This window comes from Paenibacillus sp. 1-18 (assembly GCF_000520755.1).
GTDB lineage: Bacteria > Bacillota > Bacilli > Paenibacillales > Paenibacillaceae > Paenibacillus > Paenibacillus brasilensis.
The window spans coordinates 1-20259 of record NZ_ASSB01000070.1 but is presented as its reverse complement, the minus strand read 5'-3'; the positions used below and the strand labels follow the sequence as shown (position 1 = coordinate 20259).

Here is a 20259-nt window from a genome sequence, read left to right as displayed (position 1 = left end):
TTTCTCGTTGGGTTCTTTTGCGGATTCCGACGATAAAATATTGTCGGTAGTGGCAGCTTTATCAATAGCTTGATAAGTTGCCGTCTGACCCTCTGCGTGGACAGTTCCATAAGCCAGTGTACCCGCCAATATAGCTATTAAAGTAAGTGTAACTCCTTTTCGAATGGTGAATGATTTCATAACGCATCGCTCCTATTATTTTAGTATGTTGTTCTGCTTTACCCCCTCACCTTACCTCCGATATTGTTAAATCGAACAGTGATAAAACCGCCAAGCTTTTGATGACACCGTACTTGGCACCTGTCACATATACCGCATGACAAACTGTCAACTGTCTTATATGACGTGCTTGCTAAGCTACGTTCTAACCGCTGTTACCCCACCCTCTTTCGCTTGACGGATCGGGAAGTTATATTGCATGATAGGTCTGAATCATTCGGAAATTGGTTTGCAAAAAAATAGAAGAAGGTGTGTGTAATTCGTGTTCTCGATAATGAAAAAAAGGGTCTGGTATGATTGGATACTTGTGGCCATACGAACGCTTTTGGCTGGTCATTATCGCAAGCGCTGGTTTTGTCGATCCGTCATTAACCGTTGTGTCGCTTTTGGTTGTACTTTCTCTTGCTTTCGTCGTTTATCTCGTTCCATTAATCATCCTCTATAGGAAAGAAGACTGGTATCTCACAATCGAAGTTACGGTAACGGGCTTTTTTTATCTTTATTTAGCCTGCGTAGCCCCGGGATTGCTTTGGTCTTTTGTTTTACTCGTGATAACTATCGGCTTGACGAGCAGTCGAAGAACCTATGTGTGGACAGGTATCCTTAGCGGAATCGTATTCCCAGTATTGAACAGTTGGATTGCTGATCGTCTCCCGTATGAGCTTATCGTTAGCTGCAGCCTTGGTTTTGCCATCGGCTTCGCGTTTAATATTTTAATTCAGTCCCATAAGCAAGGCCGAATTATTCAAGAGCAAAAGCTGTTGCTGGAGCAGCATATTAAGCGGATTGAGGAACTTACGCTGATGGAGGAGCGCAGCCGGCTGTCACATGAGCTGAATGACACGATTGGCCATACGCTTACCTCGCTCATCGTCGGCGTCGAATCACTGCGATCGTCCGTACCAGATGCGCAAATAGAGAGGATCGATTCGCTTGTCGGAATTGCCCAACACAGTCTGGTTGATATCCGAAAGCATCTGCATCAGCTCTCTCATACTCCGTTGAACCATTCGTTAAGTGAATCGCTGCGGCAATTAACTGAAGATTTTATGAAGTCAACAGGTATAACGGTCAAATTCCGTGTGATCGGCAGTGAGACTCTCGTTATGCAGAAAATAAACATTTGTTTATATCGTTGCCTTCAAGAGTCTCTAACCAACGTGGTTCGGCACGGCAAGGCGAGCGTGATATTCGTTCAGTTACATTTCAATAGTCAGCAGCTTCGATTACAGATCGAAGATAATGGCATCGGAATGGAAGAAATCCAATTTGGATTTGGGCTCAATGGAATGAAGGAACGACTTGAACTATTTCATGGCACGGTGTCCGTGCATTCCGAGCCAGGACAAGGAACTTTCGTCATATGTAATATTCCGTTGCAGACAGAGCCCGTACATGATGCAATCCGCCTGCTGATCGTTGATGACCAGGTGATCATTACCGACAGCTTGAAGCAAATTTTTGATCAGCATGCTGATTTTAACGTCGTTGGTACAGCCGGGGACGGGCGCGAAGCATTAGAACATTGTGATCGCTCCCAACCAGATATCGTGCTAATGGATATTCGTATGCAGGGAATGGGCGGGATTGAAGCTTTACTTGAGATGAAACAACGATGGCCTGATATGAAGGTTGTGTTCATGACAACGTTTGAGGATTCCTTGCAGGCAGCAACTGCATTGGAGCGCGGGGCAGAAGGCTACATGCTGAAGTCGATTCATCCGCGGGAGATGAAGGAAGCCTTGAAACTTATTTATAATGGAGGAACCTGGATCGACCAATCGGTCGCTACGCGAGTTTTCGAAGAGATGAAGCGTCAACGTGAGCAGTTGGAGAAAATCGGTTCAAGTCAGGGAAACTATCCGTACGGGCTTACGAAACGCGAGATGGAGATTCTGGAGCATCTGTCGAGCGGACTGCGCTACAAATTGATCGCCGCCAAGCTATTTTTATCGGAGGGAACGATCCGCAATTACTGCTCGATTCTCTACTCGAAACTCGGCGTCAACAACCGCGAAGAAGCAATAGAAATGGCGCGAATGAAGAATATCGTGTAGCTAAAGAATTTCCCGATGGTACTCACGATATAGGGGTCACCTCACGAAACGGAAAAATCGTATGCTAAGCAATACGTTGCAGAAAAAAACCGGACCTTTACAGGGGAATCCGGTTCTCGTCATAGCAGCAAGTGAAGTTGAACTATCGTGTCCCGTTACTTTAGCGATGTAATCGAACTGAAGCTAAATGCATTAGATCCAAATATCATTGACTGCAGTTAATTCTGACTCAGTCTCGCCAGTGTTTACTACTTCCCTGGGCTCTACCAACATGATATGACACTCCTGGTTAGCGAAAGTTTTGTGTTCGGCACCCTTGGTACAATAAACATCTCTCCTTGGGAAATCTTTACTTGGCCATCGCGGAAATCAATGAACATCTCCCCTTCGAGCACGATAAACACCTCGTCGGTATCTTGATGATCGTGCCATACAAAATCCCTATCTATCTTGACCAATTTAAATTGATAGTCATTCATTTCACCAATGACTTTCGGAGACCAATGTTCATTGAACTTAGATAATTTCTCATTCAGATAAATAGATTGGTAATTAATTATAATTACTCCTTTTTTTGATATTCAATATATCATATTATTGACTTGGTTTGTTGGTAACTATCCTGCCCGTTCGTATTATGAGATCAACCAATTCTTTCTGGCTGATCCTTTTTGCATTAACTTCGAGGATTAAGGGTAGCCGGGTCGAACGTACCTGCCCGTGGAACCAGATCTCGAGCGCTATAATGTTCACCCCTACTTGTCATGACCATGATTGAGGCTGGTTGGGACATCGATCCCGTATCACATGCGATGCTGTGGAGCGACAAGGAGTTCGTTGGGGCTACCGGTTAATTGATTTCGAGGAGAGATAAAATGAATCCTGTTATCGGGCTAGACATATCTAAAGAAGAAAGCCACGGACAAGCTTTCTTAGAACGAGGAAAACCATACCAAGGGATTTTCTATTTCCAACATACACGGGATGGGCTTGAGATATTGCTTCAAGTTATTCAGGACATCGAACGTGAATCAGGTCATCGGCCTACAATAATTCTGGAAGCAACCGGGCACTATCAAAGCCCTGTCGTTCAATTTCTAGAGGAACATCACTATGTATTTATCGTAATCAATCCGCTCATTTCTAATCGGTTTCGAAAAACAAATCTTCGTAAAGTGAAAACATGATGCTGCCGACGCTTTTCTTCTCGGCGAACTGTACTATAGTGAGGAATTCGAACCCATCAAAAAAAGAGGTGTCCAACTGCTCAATATGCGGTATCTGACGCGACAACATGAGTCCTTCTCTAAGATGTGCGTGCAGACGAAACTGCAATTCCAAGCTGTTTTGGATCAGGTTTTCCCAGCGTATAGAGGTGTTTTTGGGGCTATGTATTCTAACGTATCTCTTCGCTTCCTACATGAGTTTCCGACCTCATCCTCGGTTCTAGAAGTTAGTGAAGAGACACTCAAAATGACCATTCATGCTCTTCTATCTTCAAAACGAGGGCGATCTGAGAAGTGGATGAATGAACGAGTTCAACGATTGATCGAGGCTGTAAAACAAAACCCATTTCGGGAGACCATGTATGAGAGCCACCTCATCAATCTTAAGATTTTAATCAGCCTTATTCTTCAGTACCAGGAGTACCTTGCTATGTTGGAACAGACCATAGATGCCCTGGCTACTGAGATTGAAGAGTATGATTTAATCCAGTCGATTCCCGGTATTGGCCCTAAAATTGCTGCAACAATTTTATCGGAAATTGGGGAAGTCGACCGATTTGACCATCCAAAGAAACTGGTTGCCTTTGCAGGCATAGACCCCAGTGTTTTTGCTTCAGGTAAGTTTACAGCAACTTGGAATCGAATCACCAAACGTGGTTCCTTGCAGTTTCGGTACGCACTTGTTATAGCGGTACAGTGTGGCCTGATCCGATCTCGCAACACTCGAATTAAAGAATTCTATGAACGCAAAAGAGCTGAAGGAAAACCTCACAAAGTGGCATTAGTAGCATGCGCGAATAAGCGAGTTCATTGGTTGTATGCCATTTTAAAAAGTAAGAAATCGTTCCGTTCGGTATAGCAAACTTATGGTATAATTTTCCATTTAAACTTGGATTAATAAATATAACACAAGCTCTCGAGTTGTTTTGCTGGAAATGTTGACAAGCTATTAGCTGGTATAGCTTAATGAAGCATCGTCAAGACTATTACTTTATTTTTCAATCTAGAACTTTAGACACCTACAATAAAGACCGCAAAGGCTTAAGCCCTTACGGTCTAATTTACTTCTGTCATCCTGAGTCCAATTTCACCTTCCTTGTTGCGCCCCCGTTCATAGTCGATGGTGACAAAATCCAATGTTCGGTTTGTTTTTAGGCTATTTGCTATGTTAACAATAGCCCTGCGCCGTTTATCTGCAAATGTAGTTGCCGAGATAGGTGGAATGTCCTTACGATACCTTTTTCCAAATATTGTTGAGCTTTGAGGTATTTCATCCATCCAAAAATAACAGCTTCGCTATCAATCCCTCGTGCTTATCACGCATATTATTTATTGCAAATTTAATATTATTCGTGAGGAATTGATAAAATTTATAATTAATATGGCGCTGGTCTTTTAGTAGAACGGCGTTGGCTGTCACATCTGCTGTCAGTTCTTGACCAGAAACTCGCTTCGCAACTGATCCTTCTGCCGAAAGCAAATCATATGCAGCCATACCGTTTTCCAACTGTTGAAGTGAGTATTCATAGTTTTTGATTACATCAATTAAGTCAGTATATTTGTTTAGCAGCCACTTTGTTTTTCTTATATCTACTGCATCTACATCGTCAAAGAAGTTTACTTGAATTATCTTATGTGTATCAGATGAGTCTTCATCAGAATGAGCGCGCAAAATTACAGACTGAGTATGTTCCATAAACGTTCATCCCTTCAAAGAAAATCTAATTATTAATTTTCGTTATTCTTGCAACATCAAATAGTATATAAGAGTGATTGAATCTACAATTTTAAAAGTTATTATCCCAATATACATATTCCCTAAAATAAGTCGGTCCATCGTCACCCTAGCGCAAACATTTCTTCATTCTGTAATTTATTAGCTGAACACCATTACGCTCAACAATTTGCGATTTTAATACTCTGTACCCTTTTCTTTCAAAAAATAATTTGGCAGTGATGCTTGCATTTGTGTCTATATCAACGAGACATAATTTTTTTGCCTCAGATTCAAGAGTACTCACCAGCGCCGATGCAATACCCTGACCTTGATAATCTTTATGGACAAATAGTCTATCAAGATAACCATCCCGATTCATATCTGAGAAACCCGCGATACGATTATCCATTTCCACTACATATGAAATATTAGAACTTAGGCCCTTCAACCAAGCCTCTCTCTTCTGACTCAACTCTGCTCTGTTAGCCCAAGCATCAAGTTGCTCTTTGGTGTAATCATGCTTATTTATTTCATGTACTGTCTCATAAAATAGAGTGATAATCTGGTCAATATCCGTCTCATAGAATTTTCGAACAAACAATAGATGTCCCCTCCTTAATTTAGTATTTTTATGCTACACCAAGAATGTCTCCTGACGCATGTTCAGATTGCACATTCGTTAATTTTCTAAGATTCCGAGCAATCCTCCGGGCCTGTTCTTCGCATTTTTCATTTCCGAACATGGTCAGGCAACCAATCGCATCAAGTAGCATGCTTTTAATCGCGGCTGACTCTGCATCCTTTTGTTGTATAAGGGATTCAGCCTCTATTGCACGTCTCAAAGCATGAGGGTGTTACTCCCCTACACCTTCACCATAGGGGGTTGTTCTTTATGCGCTCCATTTTGACTTTACATTTGGCTGGCGCTTCGCTTAACATATTGTTAACCTCAATTAAATCTGATAAAATTAAATTCAAAAAATTAGGAGAAAAAAATGGACTTTGTAACCGTACTTCTTATGTGTATTCCGCTTTACGCTGCATTTAGAGCTTTTATAATCACTCGTGATCCAGAAGCAAAAAAAAGAATCCCAAAAACGACACTAAAAGCTCTAACCTTTTTTGCTTACTTTATATTTATCGTTTTGGGATTTTTTATAATTACAGAAGGTATAGAATACCTCTCTCAGTTATAATTGAATTGGTAATTGCAAGTAGTTTTATAAATCTGAAGGGATTTAGAGTACGGGGGTAAAGGCTGTTACGTCTCACCCCTCTTCAAATATTCCGTAGCAAATCCTCCGCCGTACCCTTCAAGCCGCACAACCTCCGAACCACACAAGTCCCAAGGCTCGGATTCTACTGTCCAAACCTTTTCCCTGTACTTCTCCTTACGGGCTTCATAGCAACCGTGGTTATAACCTGATCGCCTTTTTGCAACTTATATATCCGTTCACTCACCTTTACCGCCTCCATCCCATACCGTTACCTTTAAGCGACCAGAAACAACTTCATCCAACCTGGATTGTCAACAGTAAATCAGACAACTTTTTTAAGGGCTTCTTGGCGATACTGAACAGGCGTATATAGTCTAAGGTTCCATGGATGCGATGCTTGTTGAACCCGTTGACGTAATCGTATAGTTCGAGTTCCAAGTGACGAAGGCTCTGGAAGTTCATCTGGTTCACAAACTCTGTTTTCATGATCTTGTAGGTGGCTTCAGCCACAGCTGGCCTGCTCCGCAAGGTGCTTCCGATTTACCCCGGCGACCTAGATAATCCGTTCCATGTTCATCGCCCTTTCTGCCGAGCTGCTTTCCATAGTCTTGTAATTGGCGACCTACAGGACAGTTGATTTTGCAATGCTTGTCCAGCTTGGATGTAACACTGCCATACTTCCAATTAAATTCGTCCCGTGTTTGGCAATTTGAACATTTTTGCTCCAGTAGATCACCAATTGCTGTAACTGCGTCTATCCGGTTCACCCTGCTGTCCCCTCCTTCTTATCCCCAAAGCTGTGTTATGTCCTCTCTGTCCTTGGGGGCTATACTTTCCATCGTTATTTTTTGGTATAATTTATTTAAAGGAGTTGATAAAATGCTTGGTTTCGTACTTATACTTTTTGCAATTATTTTCTTCGCGCTTGGTATTTTAAGTAAACGAAATCCCACTTGGGGATGGCGTGCAAATGAAGCCTGGAAGATCAAAGGTGACTCAGAACCAAGTGATGCTTACATTAATGACATGAAATTTAGAGGCTCTGTATCAATACTCACTGGCTCTTTCTTTTTAGCCTGTGGACTTTTGGTTATATTCCTGTAAGATCCAATACCCTTTATTAATCATCAAAATACCCATATCCAAAAGGCACTTGCTGTTTAGCTGAAGCCCCTAAAATATCATTTAGCATGCTCTCAAATACAGAAATCTGTTTTTCATGCATAGCTTCCAGCAAGCGCACTTCCTTAACCTTCAAAGATCGGCCTGCCGCTGTAGTAATCAGCTCCATAACTGGTTTTATAGATTCCAGATGTTCCTTTTTCTTCACATGGATGCTTACCTGAATCGTGTTGCTATCTGCCTCGAATCGGAGCTTCTTCATTTGTGCTGCGGCCTGCTGATCATTGAAATCATCAGGTTATTGAAGCTTGATAGCCTCCAGTTCTTCTTTAGCTCTCTGGTAGCCACTCTTCAATTGTTCAACTTTTAAACGTTCTTTTTCCAAATCATCATTGAGTTTGTTTTTCCAGTATTCATCGCGTTGTTTGAGTTGATTTTCAGCCTCTTTCTCTTTTTGCTTGACTTGTCCGGTAGGCTGGTCAGGTGTATTTTCCTTCCCTCCAGCCATCCGTTCCTTTGCTTTTATTCGCTCGACTTCCTCAAGCCGTCTAGCCCACTCGACTCGTTAGCTGAATGTTGAACTCCTTACGATGTTCGTTCTCGCTGATCTCAAGCTGTAGCTGGTGTTCATAATCCTTGATCTCCATGACCCTTACCGTTACCTCTTTGCGGTCGAGGAACTGATGTGCTCTTAAGCGCCGCTCACCGGCGATAAGCTGAAAATCTGGTGTTACTACAATAGGATTAATAAGGCCGTTTTGTTCTATGTCTCGTGCCAGTTCTTCTATTCCGCCAAAGTCCTTGCGGATACGATCACTGACTTTGATTTTGTTAATGTCAATTTCCAAGTCGATTCTCCTTTCTAAAGGTTTTTATTTCCTTGTACCGAAGCTTTTAAAGTAGCAATAAATTACAATGAAAGGACAAGTGATTATGAAGCTGAACAAAGACTGCATAAGAAATTTACTTTTAGCCGTAGAATCTGAACCATTTGGCAAGGAAGTAACTAAACACACATTCGATAACATTTCTTTTACTGATCAATACTCACTTGAAGAAATAATTTATACAACCCAAAGATTAATTGAAGCAAATTATATTAACGCCCAAGTCCAACATGCTGGCGATGAGGTGCACAATTTTTATATCTCAAGCCTGACTTGGGAAGGCCACCATTCTTAGACAACATCCGAGACAATGGTGTATGGAAAAAATCAAAAGACATTGCAAGTAAATTCTCCAGCGTTTCAATTTCCATGCTTTCCAGCATTGCTTCAAATGTGATCTCTCAAATTATTAAGAAGCAGATGGGCTATTGATAGTTATCATTTAAGAAATATTGAAACTTGTTCAAGAACGCCTCATATTGGGCTGGGATGAAATCATTACTATGAAAATCCAACTCAATTGTTAATTTGCTTTCGATCATTTTTGACGAGGTTTCAAATTTTTCGGTTGATTGATTGAATACCCTGTTACAGTAACACGGGTTGTTGCGTTCTCTCTCTTTACGGGATGATGGTAAAAAGACAATAAAATCAACTCCTTTAATTCCATTTTGGTCGGCCGTCATTGTTGTGGTGGCCTTTTTGCTGTCCGATTCATCTTTAGACAACTTATCTATGTTTGGTTTAGTCATGTATTGTTTGTTACAATGCAATGCTTGTTCATTGTCTTCATCTTCCATCCAGACCATTTATTATTTAGGCTGTTCTAACAGCCATTTTCCCAAGAATTCACGGGTTTCCTTGGCAGGAAAGTACCATTTACTCCCCACTTTCCTTTTTGAAAATCTAGGGTCAAAAAAGAATTGTTCTTGTATAAAGTTCCAACTCATGCAAGTACGTCGTTTTAATTCTGAAGCATCCCAGAATACATACTCGGCATCAGCTTCCTTTAAAAATTCGGCAATTTTCGCTTTTAATAACTCGCGAACTTGCTTTTCATCAATGTTGATGGATAACATGAATTTCTCCTTCCTTAGAGTCCGTGTTACCTACCGAATCAGCTCATCAACAGTGCATCCAAGTGCATCAGCAAGTTTTACCAGAGTTTCAGCATAAGGCCCTTGTTTTTTCTTGCCGATGTTGTACAACGCAGATACTGTTACTCCACATTCTTTAGAGAGTCGATAGATCGTCCAACCCTTTTGATCAATCATGCCTCTCGTTGATTATATACAAAGTTGGATCAGCAACTATAAAGAAGGGGCGGTTCGAAAAAACACACGTAAACAACATGAGAATATCTAAAAACACACATCAAGCCTTATTTTAAGTAATTAATGATAAAAGATTTAAAACCAGATATGTACCAAAAATTTCTAGATGCTTGTTTAGCGAGAGGCTTAAGCCGGAGAACAGTTGAAATAATTAACTCAACAGTTTACGGTGCTTTAGAGCTCGCAGTAATTCAGGGAAAGTTAGAACGTAATCCTTGTATAGGATCAATCATTAAGGGAAAGAGGAAACAACATGCGTAAAGGTGAAGCCGCTGCTTTGAAGTGGTCTGATATTAATTTTAAGGAGAAAAAATCCAAATTGATGAAACTTTGGATTTCCAAGCTGATAACGAGGACGAGCTATTCGGGGAAACAATGTACCGACATGATTTAAATCTCATTCTATACCGGAATGACGGGCGTCCTATGCCGAAGTCAACACTATTTAACACATTTAAACGTATCTTGAAACGTGCTTGCCTGGATGAAGGTTTACGTATCCACTCTCTTCGTCACACCTACGCAGTTCTCATGCTTGAAGCTGGAGCTGATATAAAGTTTGTCCAGGAGCAACTTGGTCATGGTAGTGTACAAATTACATCTGATGTATACGCACACACTTCTAAAAAGTTAGAAAACGTAACATAGATAGGTATGAGGAGTACACAGCCAATACTCTCGGTTCAAACAATTTAAAGTCGGGGGACGCCTCAGAAGAATTGATACCCTCCTCTGAAATGTCCCCCATTACAACCCCTAAAAAACCGCGTCTGTACAGGGTTTAATCTATTAATAAAGCGTCAGATATTGATCACGTTCCCACTGGTGAACCTGTGTGCGATACATGTCCCATTCAATTTCTTTAAGCTCGTAAAAGTAAGCCAGAGCATGGTCGCCCAGTGCATCGGAGATAACTTCGCTCCGAATGAGCTCAGACAAAGCTTCCTTCAAGTCTGCGGGCAGGCTTGGAATGCCTTCTTCGATACGCTCTTCCTCGGACATAACATAGATGTTACGGTCAATCGGAGCTGGCAGAGGCAACTGGCGCTTGATGCCATCCAAACCAGCTCTCAGCATCACAGCCAAGGCCAAATAAGGATTTGCAGCCGGATCAGGGTTACGAACCTCGACACGTGTACTCAGGCCACGAGATGCAGGAATCCGAATCATCGGACTGCGGTTACTTGCAGACCAGGCAACGTAACAAGGCGCTTCATAACCTGGTACAAGACGCTTATATGAATTCACTGTTGGATTCGTGATTGCGGCCATTGCACGTGCGTGCTTGAGAATCCCAGCCATATAGTGGCGGGCTGTTTGACTCAATCCGAGTTCGTCCGTTTCATCATAAAATACATTCTCATTTTCCTTGAACAACGACTGATTACAGTGCATACCGGAGCCATTCACACCAAACAATGGTTTTGGCATAAAGGTAGCATGCAGACCATGCTGACGCGCAATCGTCTTGACAACAAGCTTGAACGTTTGAATCTGATCGGCAGCTTTGATTGCATCCGCATATTTAAAATCAATTTCATGCTGACCAGGTGCAACCTCATGGTGGGATGCTTCAATTTCGAAGCCCATTTCTTCAAGCTTAAGAACAATTTCACGACGGCAGTTTTCGCCCAGATCCATCGGTGCCAGGTCAAAATATCCGCCTTGGTCATTCAGTTCTGTGGTCGGCTCGCCTTTTTCATCTGTTTTAAACAGGAAGAATTCCGGTTCAGGTCCAACATTCATCGAAGTATATCCCAACTCTTCCGCTTCCTTAAGTACACGTTTCAAAATACCGCGTGGGTCACCTGCAAATGGAACTCCATCAGGCTTGTAAATATCACAGATCAAGCGAGCTACACGATCTGAAGTTACCCAAGGGAACACAACCCAGGTGTCCAAATCTGGATATAAGTACATGTCAGATTCCTCGATACGCACATAACCTTCAATGGAAGAACCGTCAAACATCATTTTGTTATCCAATGCTTTTTCGAGTTGGCTAACCGGAATTTCAACGTTTTTAATTGTGCCCAGCAAGTCTGTAAACTGCAAACGAATAAAGCGAACATTTTCTTCTTTCGCAATCCGAAGGATATCTTCTCTGGTGTAACTCACACTAACCTCTCCCTTTCTGTAGCGACAGTATTCAGCTATTCCATAAATTTCTTAAATGATAAGTTCAAGATGCAAGATATAGCATTATCTTTTATTGAAAAAACGTGATAATTCACCTTGAATCAGGGATACCTGTCCCGGTCTTTTGCCTGCCACAAGCTGTTGCTTCAGCAAGCGGTGAAGCTGAGTATCGGACATTTCACGGCGTTTGACTTCCGTGTCTGCCGTAATAACCGTAGCCTCCTCCGATTCTTTGGTAACCGGATTCATGACTTGTTTAATTCCCGCAATGTTAACACCCTTTTCAATCAACGCCTTGATTTCAAGCAATCGCTCTACGTCATTAAAAGAAAAAAGACGTTGGTTACCCGATGTACGGGCAGGAACTATCAAGTTATGCTGTTCATAATAACGAATCTGACGTGCTGACAAGTCCGTTAGCTTCATGACAATACCTATTGGAAACAAGGCCATATTTCTGCGAATTTCGTCGCCCATTTGTCATCAACCTTCCAGTGATCTTTTATTCACCTTATTGTACATTTAGCTGATGCAAAGTGTCAATGACATGTTAGAAAAACTCACAATAATTTACGTTCTTTCATTGTTTGCAGGGCCATAAGTACTCCATATTTCACATGAGAGTAGGTTAAGCCCCCTTGCATGTAACCAATATAGGGTTCACGAATCGGTGCATCTGCGGATAATTCCAGACTTCCCCCTTGTATAAAGGTACCGGCCGCCATGATAACCGGATGCTCATAGCCTGGCATATCCCACGGCTCAGGTACCACATGGCTATCCACAGCGGCAGCACGCTGAATTCCCTGCACAAAAGCGATGAGATGCTCTGGTCCGCTAAAAGAGATTGCCTGAATCAAATCTGTGCGCTCCTCATGCCAAGCGGGCTTAGTCTCAAAGCCCATTTCTTCAAAAACCGCAGCTGCAAATACACTGCCTTTAACCGCCTGCCCAACCAGTGTTGGAGAAAGGAATAAGCCCTGAAAAATACCTCTTGTGGTGCCCAGCATCGCTCCTACTTCTCCACCAATTCCAGGTGCTGTTAGTCGATAGGCTGCCAGCTCTACATACTCTTGTTTACCGCAGATATAGCCACCCGTTTCGGCAATACCGCCACCGGGATTTTTAATCAGCGAACCTGCCATCAAATCGACACCGACCTGGGTAGGCTCCAGCTTTTCGGTAAATTCGCCATAGCAATTGTCTACAAAGACAATGACGTCAGGTTTTATCGCCTTTACACGCGCTGTCATTTCCTTGATATCGGCTACACTAAAGGAAGCTCTCCAATCATAACCGCGCGAACGCTGGATACCGATCACCTTGGTATTGGCATGAATTGCAGCCTCCACCGCTTCCCAATCCACTTTGCCTTCTACTGTTAAGGCTGTTTCTCCATAAGCAACACCAAAATCCTGTAATGACCCTGTTCCATCGCCAGGCTTGCCAATCACCTTGTGCAGCGTATCATAAGGCCGCCCGGTGATATACAACAGTTCATCCCCCGGACGCAACACACCAAATAAAGCTGTGGCGATCGTATGGGTTCCTGAGGCAAAATGAGGACGCACCAACGCTGCTTCCGCACCGAATACATCGGCATAAACCTCTTCCAGCACCTCACGGCCCCGGTCATTGTAGGCATATCCCGTAGAACCTGCAAAATGAAAATCACTCACTTGCTTCCGCTGGAAAGACTGAATAACCTTCCACTGATTTGCATCAACGATATAATCTATGTGCTGTATACGTTCCTGTATTTTTCGTTCTACCGATTCCTGAATTTGCTGAATTTCCGGACTAAAAACTACCATTTTACCTGCTTGACCCTCTCTCTTACCCAGACTTAGGCTATTATTGTTATATTACTGCTCGCTTTGAACGATGATCCATTCTAATCATTCATTGAGCCAAAAACGTCATCAGATGTTAAGCTTCTGTGAACTCGCTAAGCGCATGACCATACTTTTCATATTCGCCTCTTTGAATTTCCACCTCATATATGACATCATTACCGTCATACTCTGTCAGCAGCACGTCTCCGATTCGGTACAGCACCGATGTCAGGTCGCCACGTCCCGCAGGAATGCGGAATCTCAGTGTATCTCCACTCAAATGCTCTTGAACCAGCTCACGGATACGCAGCAAATCTCCTTCATCGAAGGAGCTGATTTTCAAATAGCCTTCCCCTGAAGGAAGCATTTCCAATTGCTCAGGGGTACAAGCGTCCTTTTTGTTAAACAAGACAATCTGAGGCTTGTCCGCAGCACCCAGCTGCTGCAAGATCGTCTCTACAACTTTCATCTGTTCGTCGCGCATGTCCGAAGAGGCGTCCACGACATGTAAAATAAGATGAGCTTCATTAGCCTCCTCCAGAGTAGCCCGGAAGGAAGCTACCAAATCATGAGGCAGATTTTGAATAAATCCGACCGTATCTGTAAGAATAACCTCCTTGCCACTTGGCAGTTCCATCGTTCTGGAGGTAGGATCCAGCGTTGCAAACAGCTGGTTTTCAATATATACGTCGGCTGCCGTCAGTTGCTTTAACAGCGTTGATTTACCTGCATTAGTATAGCCAACCAGCGCTACCTGCACGATACCACTCTTCTGTCTACGCTCTCTGTGTAAATAGCGATGTCGGGTTACCTCTTCCAGCTGACGTTTCAGATCACTGATACGGTCGCGGATATGACGACGGTCTGTTTCCAGCTTGCTTTCACCAGGACCACGCGTTCCGATTCCGCCCCCCAGCCGTGATAGGTTTTTACCATGTCCAGACAGACGCGGCAGCAAATATGACAGCTGTGCCAGTTCAACCTGAATAATACCTTCACGTGTTTTCGCACGCTGGGCAAAAATGTCCAGAATAAGCTGTGTCCGATCAATAATTTTGAGATCCAGGCTTTCTTCCAGATTTCGTACCTGGGCCCCCGATAGCTCTTGGTCAAAAATAGCTGTATTTGCCCCGAGTTCCTCGGCCACCGCACGTAATTCCTCTACTTTCCCTTTACCAATAAACCATTTGGAGTCTTTCGTCTCCTTTTTCTGGGTCAGGACGCTAAGCACTTCAACTCCCGCTGTCTCAGCCAGCTTCACCAGCTCATCCAGCGAATATTCCGTATTGATGCCAGAACGTTTGACTTCGTCCGTAATCAGACTGACCAGTACCGCCTTATCCTGTATTTCGGTTTGTGTATCATGAGTGGAGTTCGCCATTTTGTTTGCTCCTTTATTTTCATATCAACCCTCGAACAGAGACCGACCTGATATTCAGGCCGGCCCCGTTCAATGTCGTGCAATTCGATGTGATTTAGAGATTCAGATTCCCATTATCGCCTATCTTTTGTCCAATTTCAAATCCTCTGGACGCAGTGTCATCAATTCCTGCTTTCCGGGCTGCCCGCTTCTGTACTGATTGAGCAGCCTGACAGCCTGATGACGAATTGCTTTTTCAATCACGTTACGGACATAACGTGCATTACTGAATGCATGAAGACTGTCATTGCGCTCGTTTAGCAAATGCTCCTTCATTTTGAGTATAGATTGGGGCATAAGAATATAATCCCGTTCCTTAGCCATCATCTCGGAGATTTGAATAAGCTGATCGACGGTATAGTCAGGAAAATCCAACTGGATCGGAAAGCGAGAAGGCAAACCTGGATTTGTTCGCAAAAAAAAGTCCATTTCCCCCGAATACCCAGCGAGAATCAGAATAAATTGATTTTTTTGGTCTTCCATAGCCTTTACCAGGGTATCAATCGCTTCTTTGCCGAAATCCTTTTCCCCTCCGCGTGCCAAACTGTAGGCCTCATCAATAAAAAGCACCCCGCCGAGAGATTTCTTCACCAAATCCCGTGTTTTTTGCGCAGTGTGTCCAATATACTCCCCTACCAGATCAGCTCTTTCTACCTCAATCAGATGACCTTTGCTCAGCACTCCCATTTTTTGCAGCATTTTAGCGATAATGCGGGCTACCGTCGTTTTCCCCGTACCAGGATTCCCTTTGAAAATCATGTGATATACGTGTGCATTACTCAGCAATCCCGCATCCGTGCGCATATGGGTAATTTGCAAAAAAGCATATACTTCAAATACCAGATCTTTGATGTTATCCAAGCCAACGAGATGATCGAGTTCTTTCTGAATTTCCTGATAAAGACTGAGATACTGCGGTAGCGCCTGCGACTTGGTTGAAGCTGCTGCTTCCTTCTCGTCTACAGTCACCGAAGCTGTCGGCTCCGGGCTACGCAGCACGACATTGATTTGTCTGGAAGGTCTCTCCTCCGACCGCTTGCCCGCGGCGATTCCCCGTCCGTTCATGCATCCATCACCTCAACATTTCTTCAGGCACAGCTTACCCTATTAATGTATTCGGTCCGGCATGTCCTTATTAGCACAAAAGCAACGGGAATACACACAAGACATTTCTGCCCGCTTAGGCCAGCCAAGTTTGAGCGCTGGTCCACCACCGTTGCAGCGTCCATTTAGCGTGAGCCAGTACTTCTCTCGATTGATGAAGCGGCATGTTCAGAACTTTGGATTCCGTCAAAGCCAGCTGAGGATGGTCGAAATTCAAAAATTGAGCGATCTCCATCGCACGAGGGCCATGATAGCTATGGGTAATGATCACAGTCGAGGTCCAGCCATACTCATTCATAATTCGCTGGCTGTACAGCAGATTTTCAAAGGTGCTGGTCGCATGGTTCTCCAGTACAATATGCTGGGCAGGGATACCCCTATCTACCAAATAGCGTTGCATGCCTTCGGCCTCTGTATATGGAAAATCGGGCTTATCCAGCCCTCCACTTACAATCAGACGCTTTACGGTCCCGTTGCGGTATAGCCGCAAGGCTTCTTCCAGCCTCTCCTTTAATCCGGGGCTGGGCTCTGCTCCCCACATGGAAGCCCCCAGCACAATTCCGATTTGCGCTTGCTGAAGCGGACTGGTGGAGGCGGCTGTATTCATTTTCCAAACTTGGGCGCCTGTCCATACCAATCCGATCAGCAGAACAATCAGTAAGCAAAGCACAAGGCGCTTGAGTAGGATAAATCTTTTCCTCGAGCTTCTTAGCCTGTTTGGAGGATCAGCGCGTTTTGGCCCGATATTACCATTCCACTGCAAAACCTTCACCGATCCCTCTTGAAATCACCGTTGTGAAACCATTCTGCACGGTGTTTCAATGACATTTTAAAATAGGGGAACATGTGGGCATCTATCCGACGCAGTACATCAGCCGCTGTACGATTAGCCAATTCTGCCTCTTGCGTTGAAATATGACCACGTTGCAACGCTTCCTCAAGCTCATCCTCATCCACCAAAAAGATTTCACCATTTTTAAGCACTACGACATCCAAATACAAATCGTCAAACCAAGGCACACCCTGGTCGGTTACACCCTGATTTCGGCAGGTATCAATGTACCATTCCACAATCTGATCCCGATTGTCAAACATAGCCGTCACTACATAATGCTCACCTTTTGGATAATATTGCAGCCAGGAATAACCTTTATCGGCTATGCAAAACGTATGACCACCGTAGCTTTTCCATAACGGCTCCTTGAGACTCAAAATGGTATACAGGGTCACATATCCTGTAAACGCGTCACTTTCAACATACCGGCAAGCAAACTTGCGATTCGTTATTCTGCGCCAGTTGGCCCGGTCTCCGAATTTGCGCTTCATAAATGATGTTCCTCTCCAACATTGGTAAAACCAGCTTACCATATTTAAACTTTACACTCAAAAAAGATAATCTTGCTACAACAAAAAAGGTATTCTCAGACCTTAAAACGGTCCGAAAATACCTTTAGCTTAAAACAAGTCAACTTACATCAAGCATAGCTTAATCATTTCGGTTGCGATGCCCACGATTGGAGTTCGAATGGCCATTGGAATTGTTTTCCTGACTTCCGTCCACCGGGATTCCTGTAGTAGATGTACCAATATCATTCGGATTCACCGTCGTATCACTATTGGTAGTCCCTGTATCCGGTATAGTTGTCTGACCATTCCCTTGGTTCATATCACTTCCGTTACCAGGGCCGCCATTGCCTGTGCCCCCAGTACCATTTCCACCGGTGTCCCCAGGAATCGTTGGAGTTTGATCCGTGCCGGTGCCGTTATCATTACCACCAGGAACTGTATTTCCTTGATCCGTGCCATTTTGGCCATCAGTAACTCCACCGTTGTCCGGTAAGGATTCCCCCTGATTTGGATCGGTTCCCTGATTTGGATCTACCGGGGTCGTCTCTGCAGGCACTTCCACACGAATCGTATTGGAAGCTTCGGATTCTTTACCATCCGCCCCATAGGCGACTACATAATATTCATACGTATTTCCAGGTACAGGAGAGGTATCTTCACCGCTCGTACCTTTCATAGCCTCCATAATTGGCGTAAAGCCTGCATCGGAGCTACCTTTACGATACACACGGTATTGTACATTATCTCCAGTCGCTGCAGTCCAGGATAGAGATACAATTTGCGTATCCTGACTATAAGATCCGTTCAAACCGCTTGGGGCAGTAGCCTGAACAGTCTCCGTCGGTTTCTCCTGGACTGGCGGTTCATATCCCTTCGGCTGGGAGAATTGCGTAACCGGATGTCCTTTGAGAGCTTCACTCATGACCCTGCCAAAGAAGGCTGCAGATTGTCCGCTGTAGTTTCTTAGCATATGCCTGCTATCCGGCTTGTCATATCCCATCCATACGGCTCCGGTATACTCTGGTGTATAACCGACAAACCAGATGTCCCGGTTGCCACTGTTGCCGCTAATTCCACTTTGGGTCGTACCCGTCTTACCAGCTACAGGCCAGTCAATACGCGCTTTGCGTCCTGTGCCGCTATTAACTACATTTTGCATCATTTGTGTCATTTCATAGGCCGTTTTCTCACTCATTACAGGTTTAGTTTGCTCTTCGTGAGTATAAACCACTTGATCATCACTATTGTTGATTTGCTTAATGGAGTAAGCCTTTTGGAATTGTCCTTTATTGGCAAAAGCGCTATACGCCTGTGCCATTTCAAGGGTATTGGTCCCTTTGCTTAATCCACCCAATGCAATAGCCAGCGAGTGATCATTCTTATCCATCGGAATGCCCAGGCTTTCAGCGAATTGAACCCCTTTTTCCACGCCGATTTGGTTCAGCAGCCACACTGGCGGAATATTTTCAGAAGTTGTAATCGCATCGGTCATACTGATGGTCGATGAGTAACCGTGCAAGTTTTTCGGGCTGTACCCGTTAAAACTCTGTCGTTCATTGCTTAAAGGGGTATCCATGGTAAATTTGCCGGATTCAAGAGCAGGCGCATACGCCGCAATAGGTTTAAAGGCCGAGCCTGGCTGCCTACGGCTTTGCGTTGCGCGGTTAAAGGTTCCCTTTTTGTAATCCCGTCCGGGTGCCATTGCGGCTATTCCGCCCGTTTGGTTGTTGATAATCACCATAGAGGCTTGAACAGGCTGATCGTCCGGACTTTTTTCGAACATATTATCATCCGCCATCGCCTGATCCAGTGCATTTTGAGCCTGGGCATCCATGGTTGTATGAATTTTATAGCCCCCAGTAATCAGATCATTTCCGCTAACTCCTGGCAGAGCATCCTCTGCCTCATTCATCACATACTCCATAAAATTCTGATACTTCTGCACTTTTTCCGGCTGCTTGTAATCGTAATTTACAGCCTTTGCCTCTTCCATCTCTTGCTTGCCAATCATTCCCTGTTCGAACATCAACTGGAGAACCACCGCACGCCGGGCCTTAGAGCTTTCCGGATTACTGATCGGGTTGTATTTGGAAGGCCCTTTAGGAATAGCTGCCAATGTAGCGATCTGCCACAACTTTAATTGATTTAAATCTGACACTCCAAAATAACCTTCTGACGCTGCTTTAATTCCTGAATACGAGCGTCCAAACCAAATCCGGTTCAAATAAAGCGTAATAATTTGATCCTTATTCAAATTCCGCTCCAACGCCATTGCAATGGATACCTCGGTCGCTTTACGGAAAAAGGTTTTGTCACGCGACAGAAACAGGTTTTTGGCCAACTGCTGGGTCAGCGTACTACCGCCCTCCACTGCTGAACGGGCTACGATATCCTTAACAGCCGCCCGCCCAATAGACCAAATATCGACACCCTGATGCTCATAGAATCGTTTATCCTCAGTGGCCACAAAAGCTTTTTTAAGCAAATCTGGAATTTCTTCACTTTTGACAGGATCGCTTTTTTGTACAGACAGCTCACCCATGAGCACATTGTTGCGATCATACACCTTCGATGTCTCATTCACTGTAATTTTATCCTTGTTGGCTTTGTAAATCTGCTCGCCATTGACCATGAC

18 protein-coding genes and 7 pseudogenes are annotated in these 20259 nt (G+C 43.8%); 6 read left to right on the top strand and 19 right to left on the bottom strand.

The features are described from left to right. Positions 1 to 180: pseudogene (locus tag L693_RS0105060) on the bottom strand (serine hydrolase domain-containing protein); the annotation flags it as partial. A 301-nt stretch (positions 181 to 481) separates the two neighbouring features. Here L693_RS0105060 and L693_RS0105055 point away from each other — a divergent pair. Further along, a pseudogene (locus L693_RS0105055) lies at positions 482 to 2276 on the top strand (response regulator). 192 nt (positions 2277 to 2468) lie between these two features. Here the strand turns inward: L693_RS0105055 and L693_RS0105050 are convergent. Continuing rightward, positions 2469 to 2833: pseudogene (locus L693_RS0105050) on the bottom strand (cupin domain-containing protein). 318 nt (positions 2834 to 3151) lie between these two features. On the opposite strand from L693_RS0105050, the pseudogene L693_RS0105045 reads away from it, so the two are divergent. Further along, positions 3152 to 4361: pseudogene (locus L693_RS0105045) on the top strand (IS110 family transposase). A gap of 197 nt (positions 4362 to 4558) precedes the next feature. Here L693_RS0105045 and L693_RS0105040 read toward each other — a convergent pair. The 3 genes and pseudogenes from L693_RS0105040 to L693_RS31050 all read right to left on the bottom strand — a co-directional run bounded on the left by L693_RS0105040 (position 4559) and on the right by L693_RS31050 (position 6061). Then, a pseudogene (locus L693_RS0105040) lies at positions 4559 to 5198 on the bottom strand (hypothetical protein). Between the two features lie 148 nt (positions 5199 to 5346). Continuing rightward, positions 5347 to 5820: a GNAT family N-acetyltransferase gene (locus L693_RS0105035; RefSeq protein ID WP_025716335.1), complete on the bottom strand. Its 474-nt coding sequence runs from the start codon at positions 5818 to 5820 to the stop codon at positions 5347 to 5349. A 28-nt stretch (positions 5821 to 5848) separates the two neighbouring features. Beyond that, positions 5849 to 6061, bottom strand: coding sequence for a hypothetical protein (locus L693_RS31050; RefSeq protein WP_025716334.1), 213 nt, complete (start codon positions 6059 to 6061; stop codon positions 5849 to 5851). A gap of 153 nt (positions 6062 to 6214) precedes the next feature. Here L693_RS31050 and L693_RS0105025 point away from each other — a divergent pair, with 153 nt between their 5' ends. Further along, positions 6215 to 6415 (top strand): hypothetical protein, encoded by a 201-nt coding sequence (locus L693_RS0105025; RefSeq protein WP_025716333.1) that lies wholly within the window; start codon positions 6215 to 6217, stop codon positions 6413 to 6415. Between the two features lie 343 nt (positions 6416 to 6758). Here L693_RS0105025 and L693_RS0105015 read toward each other — a convergent pair. Then, positions 6759 to 6949: pseudogene (locus tag L693_RS0105015) on the bottom strand (IS3 family transposase); the annotation flags it as partial. Further along, positions 6919 to 7203 (bottom strand): zinc-finger domain-containing protein, encoded by a 285-nt coding sequence (locus tag L693_RS27670; RefSeq protein ID WP_049825058.1) that lies wholly within the window; start codon positions 7201 to 7203, stop codon positions 6919 to 6921. The gene L693_RS27670 and the pseudogene L693_RS0105015, both read right to left, overlap by 31 nt. Before the next feature lie 112 nt (positions 7204 to 7315). Between L693_RS27670 and L693_RS0105010 the strand changes: the two genes are divergently transcribed. After that, the gene (locus tag L693_RS0105010) at positions 7316 to 7540 is read left to right on the top strand and encodes a DUF6199 family natural product biosynthesis protein (protein ID WP_025716331.1); all 225 of its coding nucleotides are present in this window, start codon (positions 7316 to 7318) and stop codon (positions 7538 to 7540) included. A gap of 16 nt (positions 7541 to 7556) precedes the next feature. Here the strand turns inward: L693_RS0105010 and L693_RS27665 are convergent. Further along, positions 7557 to 8406, bottom strand: a pseudogene (locus L693_RS27665) (ParB N-terminal domain-containing protein). Between the two features lie 85 nt (positions 8407 to 8491). Here L693_RS27665 and L693_RS27660 point away from each other — a divergent pair. Continuing rightward, entirely contained in the window at positions 8492 to 8740 is a 249-nt protein-coding gene (locus tag L693_RS27660) for a DUF2513 domain-containing protein (RefSeq protein ID WP_197029829.1), read from the top strand. A gap of 130 nt (positions 8741 to 8870) precedes the next feature. Here the strand turns inward: L693_RS27660 and L693_RS0104985 are convergent, their stop codons facing one another. Genes L693_RS0104985 through L693_RS0104975 form a run of 3 tightly spaced genes read right to left on the bottom strand, consistent with a single transcriptional unit; the run spans position 8871 to position 9719 of the window. Then, the gene (locus tag L693_RS0104985) at positions 8871 to 9245 is read right to left on the bottom strand and encodes a hypothetical protein (RefSeq protein WP_155983765.1); all 375 of its coding nucleotides are present in this window, start codon (positions 9243 to 9245) and stop codon (positions 8871 to 8873) included. 12 nt (positions 9246 to 9257) lie between these two features. Continuing rightward, positions 9258 to 9524, bottom strand: coding sequence for a hypothetical protein (locus L693_RS0104980; RefSeq protein ID WP_025716326.1), 267 nt, complete (start codon positions 9522 to 9524; stop codon positions 9258 to 9260). 30 nt (positions 9525 to 9554) lie between these two features. Further along, positions 9555 to 9719: a helix-turn-helix domain-containing protein gene (locus L693_RS0104975; protein ID WP_049825056.1), complete on the bottom strand. Its 165-nt coding sequence runs from the start codon at positions 9717 to 9719 to the stop codon at positions 9555 to 9557. Between the two features lie 435 nt (positions 9720 to 10154). Between L693_RS0104975 and L693_RS31045 the strand changes: the two genes are divergently transcribed. After that, entirely contained in the window at positions 10155 to 10427 is a 273-nt protein-coding gene (locus L693_RS31045; RefSeq protein WP_331281067.1) for a tyrosine-type recombinase/integrase, read from the top strand. A gap of 141 nt (positions 10428 to 10568) precedes the next feature. On the opposite strand, the gene glnA is transcribed toward L693_RS31045, so the two are convergent. From glnA to L693_RS0104930, 8 genes are all read right to left on the bottom strand, one after another. Next, entirely contained in the window at positions 10569 to 11897 is a 1329-nt protein-coding gene (gene glnA / locus L693_RS0104965; RefSeq protein ID WP_007430682.1) for a type I glutamate--ammonia ligase, read from the bottom strand. A gap of 84 nt (positions 11898 to 11981) precedes the next feature. Continuing rightward, a complete protein-coding gene (locus L693_RS0104960; protein ID WP_007430683.1) occupies positions 11982 to 12395 on the bottom strand; it encodes a MerR family transcriptional regulator in 414 nt (137 codons plus the stop codon). 83 nt (positions 12396 to 12478) lie between these two features. After that, positions 12479 to 13732 (bottom strand): methionine gamma-lyase family protein, encoded by a 1254-nt coding sequence (locus L693_RS0104955; RefSeq protein ID WP_025716325.1) that lies wholly within the window; start codon positions 13730 to 13732, stop codon positions 12479 to 12481. 115 nt (positions 13733 to 13847) lie between these two features. Continuing rightward, a complete protein-coding gene (gene hflX, locus L693_RS0104950) occupies positions 13848 to 15134 on the bottom strand; it encodes a GTPase HflX (RefSeq protein WP_025716324.1) in 1287 nt (428 codons plus the stop codon). Between the two features lie 120 nt (positions 15135 to 15254). Next, positions 15255 to 16238: an AAA family ATPase gene (locus L693_RS0104945; RefSeq protein ID WP_007430686.1), complete on the bottom strand. Its 984-nt coding sequence runs from the start codon at positions 16236 to 16238 to the stop codon at positions 15255 to 15257. A 115-nt stretch (positions 16239 to 16353) separates the two neighbouring features. Beyond that, entirely contained in the window at positions 16354 to 17049 is a 696-nt protein-coding gene (locus L693_RS0104940; RefSeq protein ID WP_025716323.1) for a YdcF family protein, read from the bottom strand. Beyond that, positions 17046 to 17603 carry a DUF402 domain-containing protein gene (locus L693_RS0104935; protein ID WP_025716322.1) on the bottom strand — a complete coding sequence of 186 codons (558 nt, stop codon included), beginning with the start codon at positions 17601 to 17603 and terminating at the stop codon, positions 17046 to 17048. Before L693_RS0104935 ends, L693_RS0104940 begins: the two co-directional genes overlap by 4 nt. A 160-nt stretch (positions 17604 to 17763) precedes the next feature. Beyond that, positions 17764 to 20259, bottom strand: a 2496-nt coding sequence (locus tag L693_RS0104930; protein ID WP_025716321.1) for a PBP1A family penicillin-binding protein, incomplete at its 5' end; no start/stop codon positions are given.

Coding starts and splice junctions, on each gene's coding strand:
- L693_RS0104955 (WP_025716325.1), bottom strand. CDS start 13,732: ATGGTAGTTTTTAGTCCGGAAATTCAGCAAATTCAGGAATCGGTAGAA.
- L693_RS0104960 (WP_007430683.1), bottom strand. CDS start 12,395: ATGGGCGACGAAATTCGCAGAAATATGGCCTTGTTTCCAATAGGTATT.
- L693_RS0104985 (WP_155983765.1), bottom strand. CDS start 9,245: ATGGAAGATGAAGACAATGAACAAGCATTGCATTGTAACAAACAATAC.
- L693_RS0105010 (WP_025716331.1), top strand. CDS start 7,316: ATGCTTGGTTTCGTACTTATACTTTTTGCAATTATTTTCTTCGCGCTT.
- L693_RS0104980 (WP_025716326.1), bottom strand. CDS start 9,524: ATGTTATCCATCAACATTGATGAAAAGCAAGTTCGCGAGTTATTAAAA.
- L693_RS31045 (WP_331281067.1), top strand. CDS start 10,155: ATGTACCGACATGATTTAAATCTCATTCTATACCGGAATGACGGGCGT.
- L693_RS0104945 (WP_007430686.1), bottom strand. CDS start 16,238: ATGAACGGACGGGGAATCGCCGCGGGCAAGCGGTCGGAGGAGAGACCT.
- hflX (WP_025716324.1), bottom strand. CDS start 15,134: ATGGCGAACTCCACTCATGATACACAAACCGAAATACAGGATAAGGCG.
- L693_RS0104935 (WP_025716322.1), bottom strand. CDS start 17,603: ATGAAGCGCAAATTCGGAGACCGGGCCAACTGGCGCAGAATAACGAAT.
- L693_RS0104975 (WP_049825056.1), bottom strand. CDS start 9,719: ATGATTGATCAAAAGGGTTGGACGATCTATCGACTCTCTAAAGAATGT.
- L693_RS27660 (WP_197029829.1), top strand. CDS start 8,492: ATGAAGCTGAACAAAGACTGCATAAGAAATTTACTTTTAGCCGTAGAA.
- L693_RS0105025 (WP_025716333.1), top strand. CDS start 6,215: ATGGACTTTGTAACCGTACTTCTTATGTGTATTCCGCTTTACGCTGCA.